Origin of the sequence: Dyella mobilis (genome assembly GCF_016904945.1) — a bacterium.
GTDB lineage: Bacteria > Pseudomonadota > Gammaproteobacteria > Xanthomonadales > Rhodanobacteraceae > Dyella_B > Dyella_B mobilis.
Map to the genome: position 1 here is coordinate 820,692 of NZ_JADIKF010000039.1, position 16,726 is coordinate 837,417.

Sequence of the window (16,726 nt, forward strand, 5' to 3'; positions counted from 1 at the left end):
GTGCCGGTACGGCAGGAAGAGACAGCGCTTCTTGGAAAGATCGCGTGCTGCAGCATCACGGCGCTTCCTTTTGCAGCGCCGCGATCGCCGGCTTGAGCTGCTGCGCAATGACGTCCGGCGTCAGCGGGCCGATGCGCTTGTAGCGGATCACGCCTTTGCCATCGATCAGGAAGGTTTCCGGTGCGCCGTAGACGCCGAAATCGATCGCCGTGTGGCCGGAGGGATCGGCGATCACCACGTCGTAGGGATTGCCGTGCTGGGCCAGCCAGGCTTTGGCGTCGGCGGCGTCGTCCTTGTAGTCGTAGCCGATCACCGGGATGCCCAGGGTTTTCGACTCGGCCATCAGCACCGGATGTTCTTCGCCGCAGGCAAAGCACCAGCTGGCGAAAACATTTACCAGATAAGGTTTGCCGAGCATGGATTCCTTGCTCACCATCTGCGAGGGAACATCCAGCTTGGGCAGCGCGAACGATGGCGCCGGCTTGTTGATCAGCGGCGAGGGTACGGCGGTGGGATCGTGCGAGCTGTTCCACCAGATGCCGAAGCCGAGCAGGGCGGCCAGCAGCACAAAGCCGAAGAACGGCAGCAAGCGGCTCATGCCTGCGCCTCCTGCGCGGACGTGGCGATGGGCTGCGTTGCTTCCGCCTCGCGCTTCACGCGAAAGCGGCGATCGGCGGCGCTGACGAATCCGCCCAGCATCATCAACAGGCCACCGCCCCAGATCCAGCGGATAAAGGGCTTGGTGTACAGCCGCAGCGCCCAGGCGCCCTGGATGCGGTTCGGATCCATCGGCTCGCCCAGCGCCACGTACAGGTCGCGGGTGATGCCCGGATCGACGGCCGATTCGGTCTGCACCTGCTCGTGCACATAGGTGCGCTTCTGCGGATGCATCACGGCAATGGTCGATCCATTGCGCGACACAGTGACCACGCCTTGCTCCGCTTCCCAGTTGGGACCGATTGCCTGCGTGACGCCGTCGAAACGGAATTCGTAACCGCCGACCACTGCGACCTGGCCGGGCGACATGCGCACGTCGCGGGTCACGCTGAGCGATTCGGACAGCAGCACGCCGATCACGAAAATCGCGACACCCACGTGGGCCAGCAGCATGCCGGCCATTTCGGCCGGATAGCGGCGTCCGCGCGGCATTTCACGCCAGCGCTTCAACGCATACAGCACCACGCCAGTGCCTACCCATACCGCGCAGGCCACGCCGGCAATGGCCTTCAACTGCCCTTGCACGAAGAACGCGGCCAATATCGCGCAGGCCACTGCCGCGATCCCCGTGCGCACCAGCACCTGTTTGAGCACCGGTACGTCGCTCTTGCCCCAGCGCAGAAAAGGCCCGAACGGCAGCAGCAGCATCACCGGCAACATCAGCAGCGGAAACAGCAGGCCGAAGTAGGGCGGACCGACGGAAATCTTGCCCAAGTTCAGCGCATCGCCCAACAGCGGAAACAGGGTGCCCAGCAGCACCATGGCGGCGGCGACGGTAAACATCAGGTTGCCGACCAGGATGCCGCTTTCGCGCGAAACCAGCGCAAAGGCTTTGCCACCGGCAACCTTGGGCGCGCGCAATGCATACAGCAGCAGCGAACCGCCCACCACGATGGCCAGGAAGCACAGGATGAACGTACCGCGGCGCGGATCGGAGGCGAACGCGTGCACCGAGGTGAGAATGCCCGAGCGCACCAGGAAGGTGCCCAGCAGCGACAACGAAAACGCGAACAGTGAAAGCAGGATGGTCCACGCGCGCAACGAGCCGCGTTTTTCCGTCACCGCTTGCGCGTGGATCAGCGCCACACCCACCAGCCACGGCATGAAGCTGGCGTTTTCCACCGGATCCCAGAACCACCAGCCGCCCCAGCCCAGTTCCGCATAGGCCCACCAGCTGCCCGCGACGATGCCGCAGGAAAGAAAACCCCATGCCGCATTGGTCCACGGGCGCGCCCAGCGCACCCAGGACTGTTCCATCGATCCGCCGAGCAGCGCGGCAATGGAAAACGCGAACGCCACCGAGAAGCCGACGTAGCCCATGTACAGCACGGGCGGATGGAACGTCATGCCCGGATCTTGCAGCACCGGATTGAGGTCGGCGCCGTCCGGCGGCATCGGCAGTAGGCGTCCGAACGGGTTGGAGGTAAACAAGATGAAGCACAGGAACCCGACCGAAATGATGCCGAGCACGCCGAGCACGCGCGACAAAAACACTTGCGGCAATTGCCGGCTGAACAGCGCCAGCGCAACGGTCCACACATTGAGGATCAGCACCCACAGCAACATCGAGCCTTCGTGCGCGCCCCACACCGCGGCGATGCGGTAGTACCAGGGCAGTTGCAGGTTCGAGTTGTCGGCCACGTATTGCACCGAGAAATCGAAGTGCAGAAACGCCCACACCAGGATGACGAAAGCCAGCGCCACGAAGACGGCCTGGCCGGTCGCCGCCGGCCGCGCCACCGCCATCAGCGCCTGATTGCCGCGCCACGCGCCGACCAGCGGCAGGATGCTTTGCGCCAGCGCCAGCATCAGCGCCAGGATCAGGGCAAGCTGGCCAAGTTCAGGTGTCATAGCTGCTGCTTGTCCTGGTTGACGGATTCGTCGATGTGCTTGCCAGCGTGCGCCTTGGCCATCGCGTCCTTCAGTTCCTTGGGCATGTAGGTTTCGTCGTGCTTGGCCAGCACTTCGGTGGCGACGAAACGCGCGCCGTCCAGATGCCCGGTGGCGATCACCGATTGGTTCTCGCGGAACAGGTCCGGCAGGATGCCGGTGTATTCCACCGGCATCGCGCCGCCGGCATCCACGACGGTGAAGGTGACCTTGAGCGAGTCGCTGCTGCGCTGGATCGAACCTTGTTTCACCATGCCGCCGAGGCGGAAGGTCTTGTAGTGCGTGGCATCACCGGCCTGCACCTGGCTGGGCGTGAACAGGTAGTTCATGTTCTGCTGCAAGGCGTAGACGATCAGCGCCGCTGCCACGATGACGGCCGCGAGTATGGCGATGACGAGAGTAAGTCGGCGTTGACGCGTGGGATTCATGGTTGCGCTGCAAGTCGGTGGCGTCGCATCAGGTGGATGCGGCGGAGTTTCGATGGGGACGTTCTTTGCGTGCTTCCTGTCGTGCGAGGCGCCCGCGCAATTCGCGCAACACGCGACGCTGCCTCCATTGCGGCGCCAGCCAGTCGATCAGCAGCACGACGAAGAACACGCCGTAGGCCGGCCACACATAAGCGGCATAACCGCCCATGGCGAAGAACGATTGCAGCGAACCGCTCATCGGCGCACCTCGCCTTCGGCGATCTGGCGCACCCAGTCCTTGCCGCTTTCCAGCGCCAGCAGGTCGGCACGTGCACGGCCGAACAGGCTGGCGACGTAATAGCACTTGGTGGCGATCATCATGGTGAGCAGCGGCCAGATCATCGAGGGTGCAATGGTGGAAGGGCCGAGCAGGCGGATGGTGGAACCCTGGTGCAAGGTGTTCCACCAGTTCACCGAGAAATGCACGATCGGTACGTTGACGATGCCGATCAGCGCGAGGAAAGCCGCCGTGCGCGCGCCCTGCCGGCGATCTTCGAACGAGTGATACAGGGCGATCACACCCAGGTACAAAAACAGCAGCACCAGTTCGGATGTGAGTCGCGCATCCCAGGTCCACCAGGTGCCCCACATGCGCTCGCCCCACAGCGATCCGGTCACCAGGGTGATGAAGGTAAACGCGGCACCGATCGGTGCCGATGCCATGGCCACCACTTCAGCCAGCTTGATGCGCCAAACCAGCGCGATGAAGGCGGCGATGCCCATCAGTGCGTAGATGAACAGGCTCATCCAGGCGCACGGCACGTGGATGAAGATGATGCGGTAGTCGTCGCCCTGCTGGTAATCCGGCGGTGCCAGCACCAGGCCGCCGTAAAGCGCCACCAGGCCAAGCACTAGCGCCAAGGCGATGGCCCATGGCCGCAGCGTACCCGCGAACCGGTAGAACACCGGCGGGGAGCTGAGTTTGTGCAACCACAAGGGGATCCAGTTGGCCATGGCTACGAATCCAGAGCTATTCGGAGTGCGGCCGCGCATGCCAAAGGAGCGAGCACGACGGCCAGGACGAGCGCCGCACCCAACCATGCGATAGGGGCGATCCACGGCAGCCCCTCCTGGGCGGCTGCCAAGGCCCCGGCGGCAAAGATCACCACCGGCACGCACAGCGGCAGCAGCATCAGCGCCAGGAGCATACCAGAGCGTCGCGTGCCGGCCGTAAGCGCTACCAGGATGCCGCCGAGCAGGCTGAGCAGCGGGGTCGCCAGCAGCAAGGCCAATACCAATACAGGTATGACGGAGGCGGGCAGGTGCAGCATGCTGGCCAGCAATGGCGCGATCACGATCAGCGGCACGGCGGTGGCCACCCAGTGCGCCAGGATTTTCATGCCGAGCATCAGCGACAGCGGCTGCGGCGCCAGCATAAGTTGTTCCAGCGAGCCGTCTTCGATGTCGCCGCGAAACATCGCATCGAGCGCGAGCAGCATCGCCAGCAGCACCGTTACCAGCACCACGCCGCCGGCGATCCGGCGCAGCAGGGCATCTTCCGGACCCAGCGCGAAAGGAAACAGCGACGTGACGATCAATGCATAGAGTACCGGCAGCATCACGTCGCCGCGCTGGCGCCAGGCCAGGGTGAGATCGCGGCGCAGTACCGCCACGCAGGCATGTCCCAAACCGGGACGTCGCGTGTCAGTCATGCAGGCGGATCCGTTGCGGCTCGCCGCCATGGAACTGCACGGCACCGTGGCTGGTGACCAAAGCGGCGCCGCCGTGCGCGACGTGTGCTTCCAGCAGGCCGTTCACCAGTTCGATGCCGGTGCGGTCCAGGTTGGCATAAGGTTCGTCCAGCAGCCAAAGCACGGCGGGGATCAGCAGCAGGCGCGCAAGCGCCACGCGCTTTTTCTGTCCGGCGGAGAGCTTGCGCACCGGTTCGTGCTCGTAGCCGGCCAGGCCGACCCGCGCCAGCGCATCGTCGATGTGGCTGTGTTCGCGATGGCCGTGCAGGCCGATGGAAAACGCCAGGTTTTCGCGCGGGCTCAATTCCGCTTTCAAGCCCAGTTGGTGCCCCAGGAAAACCACCTCGCCGTTGCAGCGCTCCCAGGTCAGCGGCTCGCCGCGCCAGTACAGCTCGCCTTCTTCCGGATGCAGCAAGCCGGTAAGGATGCGCATCAAGGTGGTTTTGCCGCTGCCGTTGTCGCCTTCGATCAGGGTGAGCTCACCGGCGTCGAGACGAAAATCCAGCGGGCCGAACACGGGTTCATCCTGGCGGTGAAAGCGCAGGGCACGGGCTTCTAGCAGGGGCGTGGCGGACGGGCTGGGATTCATTCCTGGCATTGTTGGAATGGTTCAGCCCGCTTGTCCATGCGGTGGTCTGTCACTGCTGAGGCGCAGGCGGGCGTACCCCAGCCCCAGGCCATGCACGTAGGCGTTCTGCTGGAATTGCTGCGCCAGCTCGTCGATGTCGGCCAAGTTGGGGCCGACCACGAACAGGCTGGCCTCGCGCCAGGCACCACCCACGCCGATGCCCGGCCGGATGGCGATGGTTCGCGGCAGGCGGCGCAGGGAAGCGAGCAGGGCATGTTGCGCAGCATGGTTCTGGGCGCGCGGTTGCGGCTGCGAACCCGGATTCCAGGCCGTGATGAAGGCCCAGTTCCGTTCGCCGATCAGCGTGTGCAAGGTGGAGGGCAAGGCGGCATCGACGTGGATGGAAACCCAGCCGCCGCGTGTGAGGCGCACCCGGTAGTCGGCGTGCCGGTAGGTATCGATCAGTGAATTATCCATGGCGTAATTGAGGTAGCGGAGGCAGCGTGGCTTGAAGCGTCGTCACGGCTGCATCGAGCTGCACATCGTCGGCGCTGGTCGAACCGTGCAGCAATTGTTCGAGCAGTATGTCCTGCGCGCGGCCGCGTTCAAACGCGTACGCATAAGGCAGGTGAGTGAAGGTGACCATGCGATAGCGTGCCATGAAATGCGTTGGCGCGCGTTCGGCCAGCCGTGCGCCCAGTTCGCGCTTGGCCAGGTAATGCGGATCGGCGACGGAGTCGCGCATTTCGATGTAGTTTTCCAGGGCCATCGCGGCGATCGCGTTGGCGTTGGGTTGCCGGATGCGCTGGAACTCGGCGAAGGCGTCGCCCGTGTCTCGTCCGGCTTCGGCCAGCAGGTTGGCCAGCACGACGGTGTCTTCGAAACCGCAATTCATGCCCTGGCCGTGGAACGGCACGATGGCATGTGCCGCATCGCCGATCAGCAGCGCGCGCCCGTCCACGTGCCAGCGGTCCAGGTAAAGCGTGGACAGGGTGCCCACCGGATGGCTGTCGTAGTCTTCGGCAAAACGCGGGATCAGCGGAAGCAGATCCGGGAAATCCTGGCGGAAGAAAGACGCTGCGGCAGCGGCATCCGTCAAGGTGTCGAAACTCGGATGAGGGCCGTGCGCGGGCAGGAACAAGGTGACGGTAAAGCTGCCTTCGGTGTTCGGCAGGGCAATGCACATGTAGCCGCCGCGGGGCCAGATGTGCAGCGCATGCGGCTCGATGGCGAAACGTTCGCTGCCGGTTCCGGGGGGAATTTCCAGTTCTTTGTAGCCGTGGCCCAAGGATTCGACCCGGATGCCAAGCGACTGGTAATCGTCCATCGCTGCGCGCAAGGCCGAACCGGCGCCGTCGGCACCGATCAGCGCTGGCGCGTCGTGCTGATGCAGCGTGCCGTTTTCGTCAGCCAGGACGATGCGTTTGCTGTGCAGATCGGCGGCGACCAGCGATTGGCCGAAATGCATTTTCACGCCGGCCGCTTCCGCCGCGTCGAGCAGCAGCATGTTCAGACCGCCGCGCGAGACCGACCAGATGACTTCGCTGTCGTCCACGCCGTAACGCTGCAAGCCGGAGGTGCCGCCGAGCGGATGCACCATGCGTCCGCGCATCATCACGGCGCGTTGCAGCACGTCTTCCGCGAGCCCCGCCGTGCGTAACGCCTGCAGGCCGCGCTCGGCCAGAGCGAGATTGATCGAACGTCCGCCGGTAAAGCCGACGCGGCGCGGATCGGGACGCTTCTCGAAGATTTCCACCTGGAAGCCGCGCTTGGCCAGTTGCTGTGCGAGCAAGGCGCCGACCAAACCGCCGCCGATCAAGGTGATTGCTTGCCGTGTCATGCTGCAGCCCGTGGGAGGAAGCACATCACTGTTCCGCAACTGGGCGTTTACTGCAAGTACGGTGCTGGCGGCAAATGACGGAAATCGTCAGAAGCTCATGAAATAGCCGCCGTTTACCGGCAGATTCGCGCCGGTGATGTAACTGGCGTCGTCGGCGGTGAGAAAAACCACGGCGCGCGCGATATCCGCGGGCATGCCCAAGCGGCCCACCGGAATATCGGCAATGATCTGCTGGCGGATTTCCTGCGGCACCGCGGCCACCATCGGGGTATCGCAATAGCCGGGCGAGACGGTGTTGACGGTGACGCCCTTGCGTGCGGCCTCCCGCGCCAGCGCCATGCTGAAGCCATGCACGCCGGCCTTGGCGGCGGAGTAGTTGGTCTGGCCGAACTGGCCGGTCTGGCCGTTGACCGAACTGAGGTTGACGATGCGGCCGAAATGCCGCGAGGTCATGCCTTCGATCACGTGCCGACAGGTGTTGAACACGCCGTCCAGGTTTACCCGCATCAGGTCGTGCCAGTGCTGCGGATCCATCTTGCGCAGACTGGTATCGCGGGTGATGCCGGCGGCATTCACCAGGATGTCGACGGCGCCGATGTTGCGTTCGACGTGGTCGATCAGGCCGCCGCAGGCTTTGAAATCGCTGACGTCGCAAGGCTCGAAGCGGATAGCGCTGCCGTAGGCGGCGACCTGTTCACGGAAGGCTTCGATGCGTTCGCCACGCGTGGCCAGGTCGACGGCTATTACCCGGCGGCCGGCGTCGGCCAGCCGCATGCAGATTTCGGTGCCGATGCCGCCGATGCCGCCGGTCACTACGGCCAGACGCGAGGCAGACGTTGACGAAGTCATCACGATTGGCTTCCCAGGCATGTCGCGCGGCAGCACGTGCTGTGCTGCAGCGGGACATGCCTATGAAGATCAGGGTTTTTTGGTGGTGCCGGGGCGCCCGGGCTGCCCGGGGCTCGGCGTTGCTTGCGAAGCGGCATCGAGAAAACCGCTCTGCATCGATTTCCAGGCATCCATATTGCGCTGCGTCAGGTCATTCAACATCGACCAGGGTGTTTGTCCCATCAGGCTGTTGAGCTGGGTGCGGAATTGCTGCTGCTGGTCCAGGAAGACCTGCAGGCTGCGCTCCAGGTACGGCCCCATGAACCCCTGCAGGGAATCGCCGTAGAAACGGATGATCTGGCTCAACAGCTGGGGCGACAGCATCGGCTGCCCCTTCTCCTCGTGCTCCGAAATGATCTGGAGCAGTACGGAGCGGGTCAGGTCCTCGCCCGACTTGGCGTCGCGGACCTCGAAGTGTTCGCCATCCAGAACCAGCTGACGGACTTCTTCCAGCGTGATGTAGCTGGAGATCTCCGTGTCGTAGAGCCGGCGGTTTGGGTACTTCTTGATGATTCGGTTTGCTTGTGCCATGCGGCACAAACTAACAGAAGGTATTGCGCCGCACCAGTCAGCACTCAGCTATTCATGCTGCACTCCGGGGTGCAGCAATGGTGTAGGGGTTGGGCGGGGGCAGGGAGGTTTTTCCTACCCCGGGTCTCGGTTTTCCCGGTCAATGCCCCATCCCGCCGCCTGCGCTGCCAAAGGGCGGGCGGGCGAACCACAGTACGGGCAGCAGCAGCACGAACAGCACGGCGCAGCCATAGAACACGTCATTGACGGCCAGGGTGTACCCCTCGCGGTCCACGATCTGGTTGATATAGCCCAGTTGCTGGCTGGCGCTCAGGCCCAGGTGCGACAACTTGTGCAGGAAATCGCCCGCCGCCGGGGCGTTCGGGCTCACGTATTCGGTCAGCGAGGCGTGGTGGTAGATGGCGCGGTGCTGCCACAGGGTCACCATCACCGCGGTGGAGACGCTGGAGCCGAGCGTGCGGAAGAAATTGGAAAGGCCCGATGCGCTGGCGATCTCCGAACCCGGCAGGCCGGAGAGGTAGATCTGGTTGAGCGGGATGAAGAAGCAGGGAATCGCCAGGCCCATCACGAAGCGCGGCACGATCAGCGCAGCGAACGACGCCCCGCTGTCGAAGGTCGAGAACCAGTACGACGTCCCTGCAAAGATGACGAATGCGATGGTCACCAGAACACGCAGATCGATCTTGTGCATGTTGCGCCCGATGATCGGCGAAAGCAGGAACGCCAGCACGCCGCTCGGCGCCGCGGCGAGGCCGGCCCAGGTCGCGGTGTAATTGATCGTGGTTTGCAGCCACAGCGGAAACACCACGTTGATGCCGAAGAAGGCGAACATGCCTAGCGACAGGCTGATTACACCGACGGTGAAATTGCGTTTCTTGAACAGCGAAAGGTCGATGACCGGATGCTTGGCGTGGATCTCCCACACCACCAGAAAGGTCAGGCACACCAGTGCGATCAGGCCCAGTGTCAGGATCAGCGGGGAATTGAACCAGTCGTGGTCGTTGCCGTTGTCCAACATGAATTGCAGGCAGCCGACGCCGACGACCAGCAAGATCAGGCCCACCGCATCGATCGGCGCCTTGGCCGTCTTGGTTTCGCGCTTGTGCAGCAAGCTCCAGGTGATGACGGCGGCAAGCACGCCGACCGGCGCATTGATGTAGAAGATCCACGGCCAGGAGAAGTTGTCGGTGATCCAGCCGCCGAGGATCGGCCCGAAAATCGGTGCGATCACCACGGTCATCGCCCACATCGCCAGCGCCACGCCCTGGCGTTCTCGCGGATAACTGGAAAGCAGCAGGGTGAGCGACAGCGCCACCATCGGTCCGGAGCCCGCACCCTGCATCAGGCGGGCGAAGACCAGCATCGGCATCGTGGTCGCCATGCCGCAAAGCATCGAGAACGTCACGAACAGCAGCACCGAGGTGACGAAGGTGCGCACTTCGCCGAAGCGCCGCGCGATCCAGCCGGTGAGCGGTTGCATGATCGCGCTGGCCAGCGAATAGGAACTGATCGTCCAGGTGCCTTCGTTCGGACTGACGGCAAGACTGCCGGCGATGTGCGGCACCGCGACGTTGACGATGGTCATGTCCAGCACCTCCATGAAGGTGCTGAACGCGACGGCGATGGTCAGCAGCACCAATGGTGTGCCGTGCAACGGCTTGAGCGGTGCTGCTTGGTCAGGATTAGCGGCCATGGAAGGATCGCTGGGCAGGAATCAGTGGGAAGTGCCGAGATTGGCGTCGATGATTTTTTCGGCCTGGGCGTCCGCCTGCGCCGCCACCTGGTCGTAAACCGACGTTTCGGCGGGAGGCTGTTGCGATGCGCTGGCCAGCACCGGTCCCTGGTCGTTGGTGATGTCGACCGTCACATCGGCCGACAGGCCCACGCGCAGCGGATGCTTGTCGAGTTCGCCGTTATCCAGCGCGATGCGCACCGGTACGCGCTGCACGACCTTGATCCAGTTGCCGGTGGCGTTTTGCGCCGGCAGCAGCGAGAACACGCTACCGGTGCCGGCGCCAAGGCCGATCACCTTGCCGTGATATTCGACGTCGCTGCCATACATGTCGGTGCTGATTTTCACCGGCTGACCGATGCGGATGTGGCCTAGTTGGTTTTCCTTGAAGTTGGCATCGATCCACAGATCGTGCAGCGGCACGATGGTCATCAGTTGCTGGCCCGGTGCGATGCTGGCGCCCAGTTGCACGCTGCGCTGTGCGACATAACCGCTGACCGGCGCGACGATGGTGTTGCGCTGGGCGGCGATCCAGGCTGCGCGGAAATTGGCGCGGGCCTGTTGCACGGCCGGATTCTGCGCGATGTCGACACCTTCGACCGTGGCGCGCGAAGCATCCGCTTGCGCCTTGGCCGTGTCCAGCGCTGCCTGCGCCTGTGCGACCGCGTCACGCATGTGCTGCACGATTTCCGGCGATTCGGCCTGCGCGGCGACCAGCGGCAGGTGGCGCTGCAAGTCGGCCTGAGCCTTGCGCAGATCGACCTGGCGTGCGGCCACCGTTGCATCGGCGCTGTTCACGGTATCCGTCTGCTGGCGCACCTGGCGCACGGCCTGCGCGAGCGCACTGCTGGTTTGACGCAAACGCACGTCGGCGTCGGTGGGATCCAGTTTCACCAATACCTGGCCGGCTTCGACGCGCTGCGTGTCGTCGGTGAGAATCGCCACGACCGTGCCGGACACCTGTGAAGACAGCGCAACCTGGTTGCCGCCTATATAGGCGTTATCGGTGTTTTCGCGTTTGGAGAAGACGAACAGCCAAAGCAGGAACCAGATCAGCCCCGCAAGCACGAACACCGCGGCGACGATAAACAGGGCCCGGCTGCGCTTGGCGGGATCCTTCGCGGCAAGGCCGCTGTCGTTGGCGTCTTTGGAGGTATCAGAGGCGCTCATGGTCGGGGGCTCCGGCGGAATTCGAGGTGGATGCGGTAGAAGAGGAATTGGGCGCTGCGGCAGCGTCGATGTCCGAGCGATAGCCGCCGCCTAGTGCCTTGATCAGCGCGAGGTCCGTGCTCAGCGCCTGCGCCCGCAGGCTGACGGCCTGGTCGCGCTGTTGCAGCAGCTGCGCTTCGGCTGCGAGGCTCTGGCGGGCGTCTTGCGTACCGCGCGCCTGGCGTGCGCGAGCGGAGGCGAGCAGTGCCTGGTTGGCGTTGATCTGCGTTTGTTGCTTCACGCGGCGGGCAGCAATCTGCTGCGCGGTAACCGCCTGCGTGCCGACGTCGCGCGCGGCATTGGTCACCGACACGTCGTATTGCGCAATGGATGCATCCAGCTGTGCGCGGCTGGCGCCGTAGTTGGCTTTCAATCGTCCGCCCTGAAAGATCGGCAGATGCACCGCCGGCGTAATGCCGAAGACGCGGCTGCCGGCCGTAAACAGGTTGCCGAGATCGCCCTTACTGCCGGTCATCAGGCCGGGAATCGAGGGGGAGCCTTGATTGGTGCTGGACAGTCCGGCCATCGCATTGATGCTGACGTCGGGGAAATATTCGGCGCGCGCGACGTCGACCTGCTTCAGTGCGGCTTCGATCTGCCAGCGGCTGGCGGCGATGTCCGGGCGGCGAGCGATCAAATCCAGTCGCACGTCATCGGGCAGGGCGCCTTCGACATCAGGCAGCGCGTGAGGCGTGAGCGCGGGCAGCTCCGACGGCGATACGTTGGCCAACGCCGCCAGGACCACTTTGCGCAATTGAACCGATCCTTCCAGGGTAACCTGCGCCTGTTGCGTGGCCGCCAGCTGCGCTTGCGCCTGTTGCACGGTGTCGGGCAGATCGACGCCCTGGTGCACGCGCAATTGGGCGATCTGCAGCAGTCTTGCCTGCACGGCGACCGACTGCCTGGCGAGAGTCAGCCGGCTCTCGTCCGCAAGCCAGCCGAAATAGGTGTCGGCGACCGCGTTCTGCAAAGTCAGTGCGGCGGCGCTGTGCTGGGCTTCGGCAGCGTGCGCCTGATCCAGGGCAGCTTCGATCGATTTGCGTTTCTTGCCCCACCAGTCGAAATCGTATTCGAGCTGTACGGCGAGGTCGGCCTGGTTGTACCAGTTGAAGCCGAGCAATGACGGCGGGATCAGTCCGTGGTCGCTCATGCGCTGTCGCGTGAGCTGCGCGCTGCCGTTGATGGTTAGGCCTTGCTGTGCCGCGGCAACGCGCACCGATTGTTCGGCCGTCTGTACGCGCGCATGCGCCTGGGCGAGATCCGGCGACTGTTTCATCGCCAGCGCGATCAGTTCGTCGAGCTGGGGATCGCGGTACACGCGCCACCAGTCGGCATCTGGCCAGCCGGCACGCGTGGGCGCCTGCAAGCCGGCCAGCGGTACGTCGTCGCGCAGCACCGGATGCTGCAGCTTCGCCGGGATCATGCAACCGGAAAGAGCGATCGCTAGCAGCGTGGCACACGCAGCGGGGCGAAGGCGCAGGGCGGTGCGGTAGGAAACGGCATTCATGGCGGATCACCCGCTTCGTATTCGAGATGGCTGAGGTTGTGGGCGAGCTTGCGCAACAGGCGACCCAGGTTGCGCTTATCGGTTTGGCTGAAGCCGGCGAAGATGAGCTGCAGGCGCGGAAACATCCCGGGCAACATCTTTTGCACGAAGCGACGTCCAGCTGCCGTGATTTGCATGACGACCTGGCGGCGATCGGCCGCGCTGGGTCCGCGTGTAATCAGCCCGCGCTTGACCAGCGCATTGGCGATACGCGTCATGTTGGTGGCGCCTTGCGAGGTGAATACGCACAGTTCGCCAGGGGTGGAGCTGCCGTCCGGGCGCGCAAACAGCATCACCAGCGTGCGGAATTCGCTGTCGTTGAGCTTGTAAGGCCTGAGCTTGTATTCGAATTCGGCATGCATGCGCTCGGAAAGCAGCAGCAGGACGCGGCAGAGCTTGGCGTCTTCGGGCAACTCCGGGATGGCTTTGCGAATGCCGTCGAAGCCTTCGTCGAGCCGTTTGAGGTGGTCGATCAGGGACATTTCATTGATGCATATTTCACTGATGAAATAAATGATGCGCCGAGGCCTGCGGCGTTTGCAAGTGCTGCCGTGCCCGCGAATGCCGGGTGAATGCTTACGCGTGACTGACCTGGGTGGAAATTCCGAACAGGCGCGCGACGTTGGCGCTGGTGGCTGCGGCGAGTTCCTGCGGGTCCTGATTGCGCAGGCCGGCGATGCAATTCAGCACATCGGGGAGATAGGAAGGCTCGTTGCGCTCTCCCCGGTGCGCGGCGCCCGGCTGGTCCGGTGCGTCGCTTTCGAGCAGCAGGTATTCGATCGGCATGTTGCTCACGATCCGGCGCAAGCGCTGTGCGCGTTCGTAGGTGACGGGCCCGCCGATGCCCAGGTGGAAGCCAAGCTTCCACAATTGTTCGGCCTGTTCCTGGCTGCCCGAAAAACTGTGGACCACGCCGCGCAGGCCGCCGGTCTTGCGCAGCGCGGCGGTCACTTCGTCGAGCGCGGCGCGCGCATGCAGGATGACCGGCAGGTCGAATTCGCGGGCCAGCGCCAGCTGTTGCCGGAAAAGGTCGCGCTGTGCCTGTGCGTCGTGATCCGGCAGATAAAAGTCCAGGCCGATTTCACCCACGGCAACGGGGTGCTGCGTTGCCAGCCAATGCGACAGTTGGTCGAGGTCTTCGGGCCGATGGTTGGCCATGAACATCGGGTGCATGCCGTACGCCGGGAATTGTCCGCTTCCGGGTGTACACAGCGCCCGGATGCGCGGCCAGCTGGCAGCCTCGGTGCCGGGAACGACCAGCACGTCCACGCCTGCCGCACGAGCCCGCTCGAGAATGGCCCGACGGTCGTCGTCGAAGCGCGCGTCGTCGAGATGAACGTGACTGTCAGCAAGTTTTGGCATGGTTTCTGGCGGCTCGTGGTTCCGGATTCAGCGGCTGGCAAGGTAGTCTTCGCGCCCGGCTTGCGGAGCGGTCGACAGTTTGATTTTTCGGTCTAGGCCTATTCAGCATCTTGGCGTTTCAATGCTCAGCGCAAGATATCGCGGGGACGCAGCACATGCTGCGGTCGTTTTTAGGTACAGGAGATTCAGCAATGAGTAAGTTCGTAGTCAATGCATTGTGCATGGGGCTGGCGACGTCTTTGGCGCTCAGTATGACCGCCTGCAACCGGCAGGCTAACGCCGACGCCAATGGCGCGGCCGCGGGCGCCGATCAGGCGGCGGCTATGCAGCAGGGTCAGCCGCAGGGTCAGCAGCCGGGCCAGCCGCCGGCAGGGCAGCCGCCGCAAGCGGCGGGCGATGACGGGCAGTATGCCCAGGTGGTCGCCGTAACGCCGGTTCGCCAGGACGTCAACAATCCCCAGCAGGTTTGCCACGATGTGGTGGTCAACCGCACCGTGCCGCCGAAAGACCAGCACCAGATCGCCGGCATGGCCATTGGCGCGGTGGCGGGCGGCCTGCTCGGTCACATGGTGGGTGCGGGCAAGGGCAACGCCCTGGCCACGGCCGCGGGCGCCGTCGGTGGCGGTTACGCCGGCAAGCGGATCGAGGAAAGCCACCAGCAGGCAAACGTTCAATCCCAGGTGGTTCACCGTTGCAGCACGGTTGCAAATAACAGCAGTAATATCGTTGCTTATGACGTGACCTACGTCTACAACGGAGTGACGCGCACCACCCGCATGGACCACGATCCAGGCAACCGCGTTAGGGTGCAGCAGAGCGTAAGCGTCGTCTCCGATGCCCAATGATCGATTTATCAAGGAGGTCGTCGTGAAAGTGAAATCCAGCAAGTTCGGTGTAGCCGCAGCACTGCTGGTGGGAATGGCGGCGCTGACCGGTTGCCAGACCCAGCCGGTCTATCAGGGGCAGACGACCTACGGTTATCGCGGTTGCCAGAGTTGCGGCGTCGTGCAGCAAGTGCAGCAGATCTACATCCAGCAGCAAGGCAGCAACAACTCCGTGCTCGGCACCGTGATCGGTGCGGTGGCCGGCGGCTTGCTGGGCAGCACGATCGGTCACGGGCGCGGCAACACGGCAACCACCGTGGTGGGTGCAGTGGCCGGCGGCGCGGTGGGTAACGCGATCGGCTCGCAGAACAGCACGCCCGGCGGCACCATGCCGGCCTGGCAAGTCGTGGTGCGCATGGACAATGGCCAGTATGCGACGGTTACCCAGGTTCCCAATCCTGGCGTGCGTCCCGGCGACTATGTCGTGATCAGCAACAATCAGGTGTATCCGCGCTGATTGGCGATGTTTTCAAATGGACGTCTAGACGTCCATTTGAATTGAAATTAAGGAAAACAAAAAGGCCCTCGGAAGAGGGCCTTTTTGTTTCTGATTCGCGATGGGATTAGTTGACCGTGTAGAACCGATGATCGCCGATGGTGACGGCGCTTCGGTTGTGCGACCAGGCCGGACTGACCGACACGGTGGCAAAGTGATCCGCATGCGGTACGAAGAAGCGACGTTCGTCTGCGGGAAGGTCCCAGTTGGTGATCGATTTGCCTGCGATATCCCAGGCTTTCTGAAACGCCGTGAGATTGTCGATCTGCTGGGTGAGAGGGGTTGTGGTGAGCGCAAACTGATGCGGTGATTTCACCACATCGCACACCGTGCCGCCCCATTGACCGCGTTCGCGTCGACGCATGGCAACTTCTGCCACGGCCATCTGACCGACCGTCGACTGGCTGCGTGCTTCCAGATAGACGGTGGTTGCCAGACAAGTCTGGTCTGCGAGCGGTTGGGGCAGTACGGACATCAGCCACAACAACATGGAAAGTTTCATATCTGCCTCCAGCTTGCAGTACGTCTCGGCACTTCATGCGTGCCTTGACGCCGTTGCGGTGGACGGGCGGGCAGGCCGTTCCACCTGGATATATCGCCGGCACCGAAACTTGTGGTGCAAGCGGTTAGCCACGACAAAGTGGCGGAATCGACCGACATGTCCGATGCCGGTCGCCATCGTTTTGGCAAATGACGCTGCGGGCCTGAAGCCTTGCTGTGCAGCGCTTTCGCGCATACGGCGAGTTGTCCTCCGGCAAGATTTCTGCCGGGTCGCGCCGATCCGGACCCCTCCGGTTCGTCGCGTATGTCGGCACCCTGTGGGCAGGCGGGGCCGAAAAAAAGTGTTGGCGGAATCTAGTGGGGCTTCCCCTTCTTTGCAAGTGCCTGGCTTGTTGGGTTCACAT

Annotated in this window: 19 protein-coding genes; 2 read left to right on the forward strand and 17 right to left on the reverse strand. The window is 63.7% G+C overall.

All coding sequences use genetic code 11. The features are described from left to right. Positions 1 to 55: 55 nt before the first annotated feature. The 16 genes from ISS99_RS14765 to ISS99_RS14840 form a co-directional block, all read right to left on the reverse strand. The gene (locus ISS99_RS14765; protein ID WP_204632351.1) at positions 56 to 598 is read right to left on the reverse strand and encodes a DsbE family thiol:disulfide interchange protein; all 543 of its coding nucleotides are present in this window, start codon (positions 596 to 598) and stop codon (positions 56 to 58) included. Beyond that, entirely contained in the window at positions 595 to 2,568 is a 1,974-nt protein-coding gene (locus tag ISS99_RS14770; RefSeq protein ID WP_204632352.1) for a heme lyase CcmF/NrfE family subunit, read from the reverse strand. Before ISS99_RS14770 ends, ISS99_RS14765 begins: the two co-directional genes overlap by 4 nt. Next, positions 2,565 to 3,035, reverse strand: a complete 471-nt coding sequence (ccmE, locus tag ISS99_RS14775; protein WP_204632353.1) for a cytochrome c maturation protein CcmE — start codon at positions 3,033 to 3,035, stop codon at positions 2,565 to 2,567. The genes ISS99_RS14770 and ccmE overlap by 4 nt, the downstream gene beginning before the upstream one ends. Before the next feature lie 28 nt (positions 3,036 to 3,063). Next, a complete protein-coding gene (ccmD, locus tag ISS99_RS14780) occupies positions 3,064 to 3,273 on the reverse strand; it encodes a heme exporter protein CcmD (RefSeq protein ID WP_204632354.1) in 210 nt (69 codons plus the stop codon). Beyond that, a complete protein-coding gene (locus ISS99_RS14785) occupies positions 3,270 to 4,028 on the reverse strand; it encodes a heme ABC transporter permease (protein WP_204632355.1) in 759 nt (252 codons plus the stop codon). Before ISS99_RS14785 ends, ccmD begins: the two co-directional genes overlap by 4 nt. Before the next feature lie 2 nt (positions 4,029 to 4,030). After that, the gene (gene ccmB / locus ISS99_RS14790; RefSeq protein WP_204632356.1) at positions 4,031 to 4,726 is read right to left on the reverse strand and encodes a heme exporter protein CcmB; all 696 of its coding nucleotides are present in this window, start codon (positions 4,724 to 4,726) and stop codon (positions 4,031 to 4,033) included. Continuing rightward, the gene (gene ccmA, locus ISS99_RS14795) at positions 4,719 to 5,354 is read right to left on the reverse strand and encodes a cytochrome c biogenesis heme-transporting ATPase CcmA (RefSeq protein ID WP_204632357.1); all 636 of its coding nucleotides are present in this window, start codon (positions 5,352 to 5,354) and stop codon (positions 4,719 to 4,721) included. Before ccmA ends, ccmB begins: the two co-directional genes overlap by 8 nt. Before the next feature lie 21 nt (positions 5,355 to 5,375). Then, entirely contained in the window at positions 5,376 to 5,810 is a 435-nt protein-coding gene (locus ISS99_RS14800; RefSeq protein WP_204632358.1) for a DUF3293 domain-containing protein, read from the reverse strand. Beyond that, entirely contained in the window at positions 5,803 to 7,173 is a 1,371-nt protein-coding gene (locus ISS99_RS14805; RefSeq protein WP_204632359.1) for an FAD-dependent oxidoreductase, read from the reverse strand. Before ISS99_RS14805 ends, ISS99_RS14800 begins: the two co-directional genes overlap by 8 nt. Before the next feature lie 87 nt (positions 7,174 to 7,260). After that, the gene (phbB, locus tag ISS99_RS14810; protein WP_204632689.1) at positions 7,261 to 8,022 is read right to left on the reverse strand and encodes an acetoacetyl-CoA reductase; all 762 of its coding nucleotides are present in this window, start codon (positions 8,020 to 8,022) and stop codon (positions 7,261 to 7,263) included. Between the two features lie 69 nt (positions 8,023 to 8,091). Then, positions 8,092 to 8,592 carry a polyhydroxyalkanoate synthesis repressor PhaR gene (gene phaR / locus ISS99_RS14815; RefSeq protein WP_204632360.1) on the reverse strand — a complete coding sequence of 167 codons (501 nt, stop codon included), beginning with the start codon at positions 8,590 to 8,592 and terminating at the stop codon, positions 8,092 to 8,094. A 139-nt stretch (positions 8,593 to 8,731) separates the two neighbouring features. Continuing rightward, positions 8,732 to 10,285, reverse strand: a complete 1,554-nt coding sequence (locus ISS99_RS14820) for a DHA2 family efflux MFS transporter permease subunit (RefSeq protein WP_204632361.1) — start codon at positions 10,283 to 10,285, stop codon at positions 8,732 to 8,734. Between the two features lie 21 nt (positions 10,286 to 10,306). Then, entirely contained in the window at positions 10,307 to 11,494 is a 1,188-nt protein-coding gene (locus ISS99_RS14825; RefSeq protein ID WP_204632362.1) for an HlyD/EmrA/EmrK family protein, read from the reverse strand. Next, positions 11,481 to 13,040, reverse strand: coding sequence for an efflux transporter outer membrane subunit (locus ISS99_RS14830; protein ID WP_204632363.1), 1,560 nt, complete (start codon positions 13,038 to 13,040; stop codon positions 11,481 to 11,483). Before ISS99_RS14830 ends, ISS99_RS14825 begins: the two co-directional genes overlap by 14 nt. Then, complete coding sequence (locus ISS99_RS14835; protein ID WP_204632364.1) at positions 13,037 to 13,561, reverse strand: MarR family winged helix-turn-helix transcriptional regulator; 525 nt, start codon at positions 13,559 to 13,561, stop codon at positions 13,037 to 13,039. Before ISS99_RS14835 ends, ISS99_RS14830 begins: the two co-directional genes overlap by 4 nt. A gap of 94 nt (positions 13,562 to 13,655) precedes the next feature. Further along, positions 13,656 to 14,441: a TatD family hydrolase gene (locus ISS99_RS14840; RefSeq protein ID WP_204632365.1), complete on the reverse strand. Its 786-nt coding sequence runs from the start codon at positions 14,439 to 14,441 to the stop codon at positions 13,656 to 13,658. 191 nt (positions 14,442 to 14,632) lie between these two features. Here ISS99_RS14840 and ISS99_RS14845 point away from each other — a divergent pair, with 191 nt between their 5' ends. Both ISS99_RS14845 and ISS99_RS14850 read left to right on the forward strand, forming a co-directional pair. Beyond that, positions 14,633 to 15,286 carry a glycine zipper 2TM domain-containing protein gene (locus tag ISS99_RS14845; RefSeq protein WP_204632366.1) on the forward strand — a complete coding sequence of 218 codons (654 nt, stop codon included), beginning with the start codon at positions 14,633 to 14,635 and terminating at the stop codon, positions 15,284 to 15,286. Positions 15,287 to 15,308: 22 nt separating this feature from the next. Further along, positions 15,309 to 15,782: a glycine zipper 2TM domain-containing protein gene (locus ISS99_RS14850; protein WP_284343739.1), complete on the forward strand. Its 474-nt coding sequence runs from the start codon at positions 15,309 to 15,311 to the stop codon at positions 15,780 to 15,782. 106 nt (positions 15,783 to 15,888) lie between these two features. On the opposite strand, the gene ISS99_RS14855 is transcribed toward ISS99_RS14850, so the two are convergent. Further along, positions 15,889 to 16,323 carry a cell wall hydrolase gene (locus ISS99_RS14855; RefSeq protein WP_204632368.1) on the reverse strand — a complete coding sequence of 145 codons (435 nt, stop codon included), beginning with the start codon at positions 16,321 to 16,323 and terminating at the stop codon, positions 15,889 to 15,891. Positions 16,324 to 16,726 lie beyond the last annotated feature (403 nt).

Bases quoted from the DNA above. Each gene is read 5' to 3' on its own strand.
- ISS99_RS14840 (WP_204632365.1), bottom strand. From the start codon at position 14,441: ATGCCAAAACTTGCTGACAGTCACGTTCATCTCGACGACGCGCGCTTC.
- ccmB (WP_204632356.1), bottom strand. From the start codon at position 4,726: ATGACTGACACGCGACGTCCCGGTTTGGGACATGCCTGCGTGGCGGTA.
- ISS99_RS14805 (WP_204632359.1), bottom strand. From the start codon at position 7,173: ATGACACGGCAAGCAATCACCTTGATCGGCGGCGGTTTGGTCGGCGCC.
- ISS99_RS14770 (WP_204632352.1), bottom strand. From the start codon at position 2,568: ATGACACCTGAACTTGGCCAGCTTGCCCTGATCCTGGCGCTGATGCTG.
- ISS99_RS14835 (WP_204632364.1), bottom strand. From the start codon at position 13,561: ATGTCCCTGATCGACCACCTCAAACGGCTCGACGAAGGCTTCGACGGC.
- ccmE (WP_204632353.1), bottom strand. From the start codon at position 3,035: ATGAATCCCACGCGTCAACGCCGACTTACTCTCGTCATCGCCATACTC.
- ISS99_RS14845 (WP_204632366.1), top strand. From the start codon at position 14,633: ATGAGTAAGTTCGTAGTCAATGCATTGTGCATGGGGCTGGCGACGTCT.
- phaR (WP_204632360.1), bottom strand. From the start codon at position 8,592: ATGGCACAAGCAAACCGAATCATCAAGAAGTACCCAAACCGCCGGCTC.
- ccmD (WP_204632354.1), bottom strand. From the start codon at position 3,273: ATGAGCGGTTCGCTGCAATCGTTCTTCGCCATGGGCGGTTATGCCGCT.
- ISS99_RS14765 (WP_204632351.1), bottom strand. From the start codon at position 598: ATGAGCCGCTTGCTGCCGTTCTTCGGCTTTGTGCTGCTGGCCGCCCTG.
- ISS99_RS14800 (WP_204632358.1), bottom strand. From the start codon at position 5,810: ATGGATAATTCACTGATCGATACCTACCGGCACGCCGACTACCGGGTG.
- ISS99_RS14785 (WP_204632355.1), bottom strand. From the start codon at position 4,028: ATGGCCAACTGGATCCCCTTGTGGTTGCACAAACTCAGCTCCCCGCCG.
- ISS99_RS14825 (WP_204632362.1), bottom strand. From the start codon at position 11,494: ATGAGCGCCTCTGATACCTCCAAAGACGCCAACGACAGCGGCCTTGCC.
- ISS99_RS14820 (WP_204632361.1), bottom strand. From the start codon at position 10,285: ATGGCCGCTAATCCTGACCAAGCAGCACCGCTCAAGCCGTTGCACGGC.
- ISS99_RS14855 (WP_204632368.1), bottom strand. From the start codon at position 16,323: ATGAAACTTTCCATGTTGTTGTGGCTGATGTCCGTACTGCCCCAACCG.
- ccmA (WP_204632357.1), bottom strand. From the start codon at position 5,354: ATGAATCCCAGCCCGTCCGCCACGCCCCTGCTAGAAGCCCGTGCCCTG.
- ISS99_RS14830 (WP_204632363.1), bottom strand. From the start codon at position 13,040: ATGAATGCCGTTTCCTACCGCACCGCCCTGCGCCTTCGCCCCGCTGCG.
- phbB (WP_204632689.1), bottom strand. From the start codon at position 8,022: ATGACTTCGTCAACGTCTGCCTCGCGTCTGGCCGTAGTGACCGGCGGC.